The sequence below is a fragment of the Oribacterium sp. P9 genome, assembly GCF_046365365.1.
In the GTDB taxonomy this organism is placed as follows: Bacteria; Bacillota; Clostridia; order Lachnospirales; family Lachnospiraceae; genus Oribacterium.
The window spans coordinates 1-9,603 of record NZ_JBKEIS010000029.1 but is presented as its reverse complement, the minus strand read 5'-3'; the positions used below and the strand labels follow the sequence as shown (position 1 = coordinate 9,603).

The window sequence follows — 9,603 nt, the reverse complement described above, 5'->3', positions numbered from 1 at the left end:
ACCCTTTGGGGAGCTCTGTTAGAGTTACCCTTTTATAGCCACTGATAAAAAAGATAATTTTCTGCTAATCTATGCTTGACTTTTCATAGCTGGTCTCATTCTCTGTCACTTACTTCATCCTTCGCACATCTTGGCAACTTCTAATACTTTAATATCCATAAGTCATCAGCTTCCATTCTCCACCATCACTCCGCGCAAGCCACCAGGACCAGTCTGTATACTCTTCATCTGGATTCCAGGCCCCAGAATCCGTCTTCGGCGAGTGAAAGCTACTGTCAAATGCGATGCATTGCGTAAACACTTCCGAATCATCCTTTGACTTTAATCGATTCATCCAGGCGATATTCTCTGCCGTGTTGCACTCTTCATCCGATGCATACGAAAGACTGTGTAATTCGCAGCCTTCAAATGCTTCGAACTCTTTCATTATAATCTTTATCGCTACATCCTTATCCGCTTTAGAATATATAGAGGATGTGCCATAATCCATTTTGATAACTGATGGATTTCCTTTTGAACTTCCGGCTTTCAGATTCTTTGCTGCTACCGATGCATCTTCTGCACTTTCTTCGTTATGTGTCTCTATTTCTTCATATGCAGAATCTATAGGCGCAATCGTAGTTGTTTCCGGTATCGTCTCGTGAGCAGCCTGACAGCCGGTCATAAGCAAGCAGACAAGCCCGAGCGTTATAAATCGTTTTTTCATGTTATCACCTCCAGAATCACGCGCGCTCAAATGACAAGTATCTCGTTCCCTGAAAAGTTAGTTTTCCGATGTCTCCTTCCGCCAGCATTCCATATTCTCTTCCTGAAACCTGTAGTTCCATCCGGTCACCGCTCTCTACCTGAAACGTGACATAGTAGCTGGTACTTGAAGTCGAATGAAATCCATGAGCTCCAGACAGGTCACCCGCATTTGCATGGTTATAATGTGTGATATTTTCACGCTTTGCGACGATGGTTGCACTCACCGACAAACGCGGTGACTGATTGTTTTTATGCCATCCCGGAATCAAACACAAAATATAGGAATCCGGTCGGTTTTCGTTACTTTTCGAAGTTTACGTACGCAAAAAGACCTGTAAGTTTCTCAACTTACAGGTCTGAAAAATCAAGATGAGGCTGACGGGATTCGAACTCGCGACAACTTGATTAAAAGTCAAGTGCTCTACCGACTGAGCTACAGCCTCGCAAAACAGGGCCAGTTGGATTCGAACCAACGAGTGCAGGCGTCAAAGGCCTGTGCCTTACCGCTTGGCGATAGCCCCTCGATAAGCCTGCTGGCTAGGGTGGGTAATGGAATTCGAATCCATGATCTCCAGAACCACAATCTGGCGCGATAACCAACTACGCTATACCCACCATATTACGGCTGCTTTTCAGCAAACCAGTATGTAAATCTCTCGAGATGTCTCGAGAATGAGCCCGGGGGGATTCGAACCCCCGACCCACGGCTTAGAAGGCCGTTGCTCTATCCAGCTGAGCTACGGACTCAGACAACTCTTTATGAGCGACTTGTATATATTAACGAATAAGCTTCATTTTGTCAACCATAATTTCACTCATCGGAAAATAATTTGTACAAGTCACTTGAAGCACAGAGCTTCGTGCGTCTGTTTTCTGTTCTTCTTATTACCGTGCTTTCCTAGAATACAAAAAAAAGCACCGGAATGCAAGTCTTCATTTCGATGTTGCTTCTACTTCGTTTCTTCATCTCCGGCCCATCTTCAATAAAAATCCGAAGGCCTTCTTTCGAAGTCCTCCGGATTTTCCGTTCATATATATGATTTTGATATACAGAGATTGATGCGCTTATGCCTTATGTGTAAGGTCGTACGCTTCCTGGCAGAGCTTGGTGATACCAGCCCAGTCCTTATTTACAAGCATATCCTTCTTGCATACCCATGTTCCACCTACACCGATAATCTTATCGAAGGCAAGATACTCGAGCACGTTGTCGAGGTTAACGCCACCGGTAGGCATGAACTTGAGCTGTGGGAATACAGGAGAAAGTGCCTTCAGGGTCTTGAGTCCGCCGTATGCAGCCGCCGGGAAGAACTTTACCATCGGAAGGTTATAACGAAGTGCGTTTGTGATATCGGTCGGTGTGCAGGTACCTGGGCAGTAAGCTACGCCGTGGCCGAGTGCGCACTGCGCAACCTCATCTGAGAAAGACGGGGAAACGATGAACTGAGCACCAGCGTTGATCGCACGTGTGCACTGCTCACGATCGAGAACAGTACCAGCACCAACAACGACATTCGGGCACTCCTTTACCATCGCTGCGATCGCATCTGCAGCAGCTGCTGTACGGAAGGTAACCTCCGCCATCGGAAGATGACCAGCCTCGAGCGCCTGTGCGAGAGGAACGGCATCCTCCACGTGATCGATAACTACGACTGGACAAACCTTAATCTCGGCAAGCTTCTCCATGAAATCTTTCTGTGTCATATCAAATCTCCTTTGAATATTATCAAGCCCGAAGGAATTTCAGGCTTTGTAAACGCTTACAGTCTTTATTATATATGATTTATTTTTCACATACAAGAGTGAATCGCCTAGTCTTTTATGTAAACCTGGCGGAACTCGAAATCTCCCTCTTCGCTGACGTCGATCACCATATAGGATGGACGACGGTCGACCTGGCGCGGATAGCTGATGGAACCCGGATTCAGGCAGGTCACGCCATCGACCGTTTTCAGGAACGGCTTATGCGTATGACCGAACATCACGACATCACAGTCGCGGTTCTTCGCTTCATCGACGATGCCGGATACGCCCATATTTACCCCGTAGTAGTGGCCATGGGTCAGAAGGCAGCGATGCTTTCCGATCTTCACGACGATCTCCTTCGGAAGCGAAGTGAAGAAGTCGTTGTTTCCCTGCACGAAGTAGCACTTCACGCCATCACCGGCATACTGCTGGATCATCCCCTCCGAGCCCTCGGCATCGCCGAGATGGATGAGGATATCGATCATCCCGATGCGGCTCAGTACATCCTTCAGGTTCGCGTCGTTCCGGTGGGAATCACTTACGACGAGGACGGTCTGAAAGGGGCGGACAAGTCCGCTTTCCTCCCGGGCCTCTGCACCGTCTTCCGACGTCGTGCCGCGTCTCGCGGCATCCTTTTCCAGGACATCCTTCAGAAGCTCACGCATCGCACGGAGTGCCTTGCCGCGATGAGAAATCGCATTCTTTTCCTCCGGCGTCAGCTCCGCAGAGGTCTTGCCATACTCCGGAAGGTAGAGAATCGGATCATATCCGAAACCATGCGCCCCCTTCGGTTCATGGGCGATCAGGCCCTCGAAGATGCCTTCTGCGTGGAGGACACGTCCGTCTGCAAATGCAGCGCAGATATCGCAGGTGAAGTGTGCCGCGCGTTCATCTCCCTCCGCATAGCGAAGCTCATGGATGATGCGTGCATTCTTTACATCATACGAGGTATCCTCACCGAGGTAGCGGGCACTGTAGATGCCCGGCAGTCCCAGCATGTAATTAACACAAAGGCCGGAGTCGTCCGACATGATGATGTCATCGTCCTCCAGCATATGATGTGCAAGCATATAGCTGCGAATGCCGACGGCCTTCAGCTCTGCGTTCTCCGCAAAGGTCTTACCGGTCTCGACGGGCTCGAAATCGATTCCGAGCTCACTCTTCGCAACGATATCGGTGGCCAGATCCCCCAGGATCTGGCGCACCTCTATCATTTTATTTTTATTATGGGTAGCAAATATGATTCGCATGCTTCACTCGTCTCTTTCTGCCCATATGCCTGATTTAAAGATCAGTCAAGGTACTTCTTGAGGGTGGCTCTCACGGCACCAGGGCCTGCCAGCTCCTCCTTAAAGAGATCCTCGATCAGATCGCCGATACCAGCCTCATAAAGGTCAGAGCCGAAAATGTTCACGTTGCTGAGGATCGGACGAACCTTGTCGCCGACACTCTCTGGATGTCCGAGAGTGATGCCTTCCATCTGCTGAGACAGCGTCTCCAGCATCGGATCTGCGGAACGCTCGAAAGCCTGACCCTCATCATCCACACCAAGAAGATAACGCAGCCAGCCTGCGATTGCAAGCGGAATCGCCTTCAGCTTCTTCGCATCGCCATACTTCGCAACATAGCTCTTGATAGTCTCGCCGTAACGAATGCCGACCTTCTGAGAGGTATCGGTCGCGATACGCTGTGGCGTATCCGGCATGAACGGGTTCGGGATACGAACATTGATAACCTCGTCAACGAACGCCTCCGGAGAAAGAATGCCAGGGTTCGTCACAACCGGCATACCCTCCACCGGGCCGATCTCATGAACGAGCTTGTTGAGCTCGGTGTCCTTCATCTCATCTGCGATCAGCGTGTAGCCGAGTACACAGCCGTATACAGCCAGTGCCGTGTGCAGCGGGTTGAGGCAGGTGGTGACCTTCATACGCTCTACCTTATTGACAGTATCACGGTCAGTCATGTATACACCAGCGTCCTCAAGCTTCGGTCTGCCGTTCGGGAATTTGTCCTCGATGACGAGATACTGAGGGCCCTCTGCATTGACGAAAGGTGCGATGTAGGTATGCTTCGAGGTGATGACCGGCGCCATATCCTCGATGCCGAGTGCCTCGAGCTCCTTCTCTACAGACTCTGCCGGACGCGGGGTGATCTTATCGATCATGGACCACGGGAAGCCGACCTTGTTCTCATCCTTCAGATACTCTACGAAGGCTGCCGGAACGAAGCCCTTCTTCTCCCACTCCTCGGCCATGGTCACGATGGAGCTCATGAGCTTCTCACCGTTGTGTGAGCAGTTATCACAGGAAACAATCGCTACCGGATACTGTCCTGCCTTGAAACGCTCGAACAGAAGTGCAGTGACGATGGCCATCGCAGCGCCCGGCTTCTCCGGACCGTTATCGATGTCTGCCTGTACGAACGGGAAGTACTGGCCGTCTGCATTCTTCAGTGCATAGCCCTTCTCGGTGATGGTGAAGGTTGCCATCTGGAAATCCGGATTTGTGAAGATCTCCTTGAGGCGGTTCCACTCCTCCGGAACAGCGGACTGTGCCTTGATCGCCTCGGTCAGCGAGCCGATGACGCGCTTCTCAGTATTGCCGTCTGCCTTCAGGGTGACACCCAGTACGAGGTTGTCGTATGGCTTGTAGATCTTATCAACAACATCGAAGTCGAAGGTCTCGACACAGGTGATGCCCTTATCGAGCTCACCCTTCTCGATCAGTGTATCTGCGATGCTTCCGAGGAAGATACGGAAGATGTTACCGATACCGAAGTGTACCCAGCGTGGGGACTTCTTCGTATTCTCTGCAAGTGCAGTCACATCATAGGATGGAAGTGTTACACCGGCCTGTGCCCATGCAGCTGTATCCTTTAAACCCTCAAGTGTTAATTTCATTTTGCAAACTCCTTTCTCGTCTCAGCCTTCTCGATGGCCTCCCAGAGACCCTGGATGTACGTTGCACCAAGTGCACGATCATAGAGACCATATCCTGGGATAACGCCTGGCTTATCAACCTCATCCCAGATCATGCGGCCGTGATCCGGACGGATCGGTCCATCGAAGCCAGTCTCATAGAGTGCACGAACGATCTCGTACATATCGAAGTTACCATCCTTGGAAATGTGGCAAGCCTCCTGGAAATCATAATTCTCACGAGAGGTATCGTTGAAACGAAGGTTACGTACATGTGCAAAATGAATTCTGCCCTTCAGTACACGGATCATGTGCGGAAGATCATTCTCGAGGTTGGTGCCGTAGGAACCAGAGCAGAAGGTCACGCCGTTATGTACATCGTCGACAGCATTCATCAGACGAAGGATACCTGCCTCGGAGTTGATGATTCTGGTGAGACCGAAGACGGACCATGCCGGATCATCCGGGTGGATCGCCATCTTGATGTCATACTTGTTGCAGACCGGCATGATGGCCTTCAGGAAGTATACGAGGTTCTGGAACAGCTTCTCGCCGTCAACATCCTTATACATCTCGAAGAGCTCCTTGATCTTCGCCATACGCTCCGGCTCCCAGCCTGGCATAACCGCGCCGTTTGACATCTTCTCCATAGAAGCAGCGAGGTTATCCGGATCGATGGCATCGATGGCCTTCTGATTATAAGCAAGTACTGTAGAGCCATCCGGGTTCTTACGTGCCAGCTCGGTTCTGGTCCAGTCAAATACAGGCATGAAGTTGTAGCATACGAGGTGGATGTCCTCCTTACCGAGGTTCTCAAGTGTCTCGATGTAGTTTGCGATGTACTTATCACGGTTCTCATCGCCGACCTTGATGGAGTCGCAGACATTGACAGACTCGATACCGCTCAGGCGAAGACCTGCAGCCTCGATCTCTTCCTTTAATGCATGGATTCTCTCCTGTGACCATACCTCACCCGGGGTGGTGTCATACAGTGTAGAGATAACTCCGGTTACGCCCGGAATCTGGCGGATCTGCTGTAAAGTTACGGTATCAAACTTAGAGCCGTACCAACGTAATGTCATTTCCATTATTATACCCTCCGTACAAAATGTATACTAGTTTCTGTAGTTCCTAGAATAACCCGCTCTACTTTATCTGTCAACGAGATTTCAAAGAAAAGCCGAATTTTATCAATTTCAATGTCTCTTTGTGTATAATTTCACAAGTCTTTCTTCATTCCGTCTCCATTTTCGTTCATTTTACCTCTCCGTCGTGAATGTATACTAGATTTTCCGGGCTTTTCGAGTATAATGAAGCTATAACTATTTAATTTTCAGGAGTCCCTCATGAACGAGAACACGCGCGAAGTATTTGAATCTACGGCAGATGCCACGGCCATATCGAAGCCGGAGGAAATCCATCATTATCTGTGGGATCGTATCGCGACGCTCGAGCTCCAGCCAGGCACGAAGCTCAGTGAAGTGAAGCTGGCACAGATGTTCAGCTGCAGCCGTATCCCTGTTCGAGAGGCGGTGCGGCGGCTGAACGCGGAAGGTGCGTTGGACTCTCAGCCACAGCGTGGCAGCTTCGTGAGCCGCATCGACATGAATCGTGTACGACAGGTACGCTATCTTCGCGAGGTCCTGGAAACCCGTGTGGTCATGGATGCCTATGATGCCGGCCTCCTGCAGCCGCTTCTTCCTCTCCTTCGCAATATGCTGCAGGAGCAGCAGGATATGATCCGATTCAATGAGCTCATCAAGCTGACCGACGCCGACACCCGCTTCCATGATCTCTTCTATCAGCTGCAGAATAAGGAGTTCGTTCAGCAGCACACCGGCCGCCACGACATCCACTATATCCGTGCACGCCGCTTCGCCCTCGGCATCGAGCGCAGTGATGATGAGCGGATGGACGATAGTGTAAACATCGTCTCCCAGCATGTGCGCATGGTGCACGCCATCGAACAGGGCGATCGTGCCGCACTCGAGCAGGAGCTCGTTCATCACTTCCGGAACATCAATCACACGCTGGAACGCGTGGTAAATGACGAAGCCTTCAAAACGGTGTTTCAGGTGAATGACTAAGTTCAGATAATCGCAGAGCCGCATGCGCAGTCTATCGCAGGAACATCCGCACGCAAAAAGACCGATGGTCTGTTTCACGAACAGGTCACCGGTCTTTCTTTATGTTTCTGTATCGATGTAATCGTCTGCCTACAGATCTGCGATTATAATCAGCACATTTCCGCAGCCCCATCTGTTTCGATACGACGTATGGATCGCTCATCGAGGCGCTGAATGCGGACGTGATTAACATCTGTTTCGATACGACGTATGGAACTTCAGCGCTTCATAAAACGCTGTTCATAATCCCTGAGTGACGCGATCGCCTCCTTCGACATCGGGATCAGCGCGAGCATGTTGAAGATCGTCATGAGGCCAATGCCTACATCGCCGAGATCCCACACGAAGGTGTAGGCCGCCATGCAGCCGATGAAGAGGTTGATCAGCGCGATGATCTTATATACATTCTGTGATTTCCAGCTGTCACCGAACACATACGCGACGTTCGAACGTGCATAGAACAGGACGCCGATGAAGGTCGAGAAGCTGAAGAGCCAGAGCGTGATGGCGATGAAGATCACACCGGCCTGGCCGAAATGGTAGCGCATCGCTGCCTGGAGAAGATCCATACCACCGAGGCCGGCCACCACTTCCTCCGGAACGAGAAGCATCACGAAGGCGGTACAGCTGCAGATCACGATGGTGTCGATGAAGACGCCGAGCGCCTGCAGAAGTCCGGACTTCACTGGATGATCGACATCTGCCGCAGCCGCTGCACATGGCGCAGAGCCGGAGCCTGCTTCGTTGGAGAAGAGGCCACGCTTCACACCGTTCATAAGGACGGCACCGAAGCCACCCGCCACCGCCTGACGCAGGCCGAAGGCCTCACGAAAGATACGTGAAAATACCGCTGGCAGCTGAGTGAAGTTGTTGATGATCACGAACACGGTCAGGAAGATATAGAAGCCGGCCATGACTGGAACGATGATGTCGAGTGCCTTGACCGTGATATTCTTCCGGAACACGATCACCGCAGACAGGAGGCAGAGAAGCACCGCGGAAGCGATCGGTGGCACGTGAAACGCATTGTCAAAGGCAGACGCGACGGAGTTACCGATGACCTGGCTGATGCCACACCAGCACAGGAGGCCGGACAGCGCGAACAGGATCGCGATGACGCTCTTTCGCTTCTTTCCGGCAAACATCTTATGGATATAGTAGGCCGGACCGCCTCGGTAACCACCGTACAGAGGATCTTCTTCCTTATATAACTGGGCGAGTGTCGCCTCGACGAACGCCGTGCTGGAGCCGATCAGCGCTGTCAGCCACATCCAGAACACGGCACCGGCACCACCGGCAGATACCGCTGCAACGACGCCGACGAGATTACCCATGCCGACACGTGTTGCGGTCGAAACGATGAGGGCCTCGAGTCCAGAAACCTTACTGTTCTTTTCCGGATCGACACTCTTCTCTCTTGCCACACGACACATCTCCGGGAAGAGACGGATCGGGAGGAAGCGGGTGCGGACGGTACAGAAGATACCTGCCGGAATCAAAAGAAGAACCAGGAGTGACAGCCCGAGTGTCGAGCCTCCTGGTAGTGGAATCGTGATGAGGTCTCCCCAGAGGAGATTGTAGATAAACTGAATTACTGCCATAACACTTTCATCCTTTAAACTATTAATTACTTTAAAGTATAGCAGATATTCCTCGAGAAACAAGAAAGAAAACGACGATGTCCGGAAATGCGCCTTCGCGCGGGCATCGTCGTACTGTGTGATCCGATATGGGACGGCGTGTCACAGCCGTTTAAAGTATAAAAAAAGCGGAAAGCCGACTTCTCAGCTTTCCGCGTGATGCGGGAGATGGGACTTGAACCCACACGTCCTATCGGACACAAGATCCTTAGTCTTGCCTGTCTGCCAATTTCAGCACTCCCGCAGACGACCCGGGACGGAATCGAACCGACGACCTCCGCCGTGACAGGGCGGCGCTCTAACCAACTGAGCCACCGGGCCACATGGTATCGTGCCCTGAAAACTGTATATCGCTCATATATTATTCTGTAGATAAAACATCAAACCTACCAGCACATCTACTGTCGTAGATGCCGCATACTCG

The 9,603-nt window shown here is 51.3% G+C and carries 8 protein-coding genes and 6 tRNA genes; 1 reads left to right on the top strand and 13 read right to left on the bottom strand.

All coding sequences use genetic code 11. The features are described 5' to 3' along the window. Positions 1-148: 148 nt before the first annotated feature. From ACK8P7_RS10590 to uxuA, 10 genes are all read right to left on the bottom strand, one after another. Entirely contained in the window at positions 149-706 is a 558-nt protein-coding gene (locus ACK8P7_RS10590) for a hypothetical protein (protein WP_410044168.1), read from the bottom strand. Between the two features lie 16 nt (positions 707-722). After that, positions 723-1,016 (bottom strand): DUF2500 domain-containing protein, encoded by a 294-nt coding sequence (locus tag ACK8P7_RS10585; RefSeq protein ID WP_410044167.1) that lies wholly within the window; start codon positions 1,014-1,016, stop codon positions 723-725. A 101-nt stretch (positions 1,017-1,117) separates the two neighbouring features. Beyond that, positions 1,118-1,190: transfer RNA gene (locus ACK8P7_RS10580), tRNA-Lys, on the bottom strand. Between the two features lie 6 nt (positions 1,191-1,196). Beyond that, positions 1,197-1,268 (bottom strand) — tRNA-Gln (locus ACK8P7_RS10575). Positions 1,269-1,288: 20 nt separating this feature from the next. Continuing rightward, positions 1,289-1,362, bottom strand: a tRNA-His gene (locus tag ACK8P7_RS10570). Between the two features lie 58 nt (positions 1,363-1,420). Continuing rightward, positions 1,421-1,494, bottom strand: a tRNA-Arg gene (locus ACK8P7_RS10565). A gap of 318 nt (positions 1,495-1,812) precedes the next feature. Continuing rightward, positions 1,813-2,451 carry a bifunctional 4-hydroxy-2-oxoglutarate aldolase/2-dehydro-3-deoxy-phosphogluconate aldolase gene (locus ACK8P7_RS10560; RefSeq protein WP_410044166.1) on the bottom strand — a complete coding sequence of 213 codons (639 nt, stop codon included), beginning with the start codon at positions 2,449-2,451 and terminating at the stop codon, positions 1,813-1,815. A 107-nt stretch (positions 2,452-2,558) separates the two neighbouring features. Then, positions 2,559-3,743 (bottom strand): RdgB/HAM1 family non-canonical purine NTP pyrophosphatase, encoded by a 1,185-nt coding sequence (gene rdgB / locus ACK8P7_RS10555; RefSeq protein WP_410044165.1) that lies wholly within the window; start codon positions 3,741-3,743, stop codon positions 2,559-2,561. A gap of 41 nt (positions 3,744-3,784) precedes the next feature. After that, on the bottom strand, positions 3,785-5,395 hold the full coding sequence (locus ACK8P7_RS10550) for a mannitol dehydrogenase family protein (RefSeq protein ID WP_410044164.1): 1,611 nt from the start codon (positions 5,393-5,395) through the stop codon (positions 3,785-3,787). After that, the gene (gene uxuA / locus ACK8P7_RS10545; protein WP_410044163.1) at positions 5,392-6,501 is read right to left on the bottom strand and encodes a mannonate dehydratase; all 1,110 of its coding nucleotides are present in this window, start codon (positions 6,499-6,501) and stop codon (positions 5,392-5,394) included. Before uxuA ends, ACK8P7_RS10550 begins: the two co-directional genes overlap by 4 nt. Positions 6,502-6,759: 258 nt before the next feature. Here uxuA and ACK8P7_RS10540 point away from each other — a divergent pair, with 258 nt between their 5' ends. Next, positions 6,760-7,500 carry a GntR family transcriptional regulator gene (locus ACK8P7_RS10540; protein WP_410044162.1) on the top strand — a complete coding sequence of 247 codons (741 nt, stop codon included), beginning with the start codon at positions 6,760-6,762 and terminating at the stop codon, positions 7,498-7,500. A 257-nt stretch (positions 7,501-7,757) separates the two neighbouring features. Here ACK8P7_RS10540 and ACK8P7_RS10535 read toward each other — a convergent pair whose 3' ends face one another. From ACK8P7_RS10535 to ACK8P7_RS10525, 3 genes are all read right to left on the bottom strand, one after another. Next, on the bottom strand, positions 7,758-9,140 hold the full coding sequence (locus tag ACK8P7_RS10535; RefSeq protein ID WP_410044161.1) for an alanine/glycine:cation symporter family protein: 1,383 nt from the start codon (positions 9,138-9,140) through the stop codon (positions 7,758-7,760). 199 nt (positions 9,141-9,339) lie between these two features. After that, positions 9,340-9,423 (bottom strand) — tRNA-Leu (locus ACK8P7_RS10530). A 3-nt stretch (positions 9,424-9,426) separates the two neighbouring features. Further along, positions 9,427-9,500, bottom strand: a tRNA-Asp gene (locus ACK8P7_RS10525). Positions 9,501-9,603: the final 103 nt, after the last annotated feature.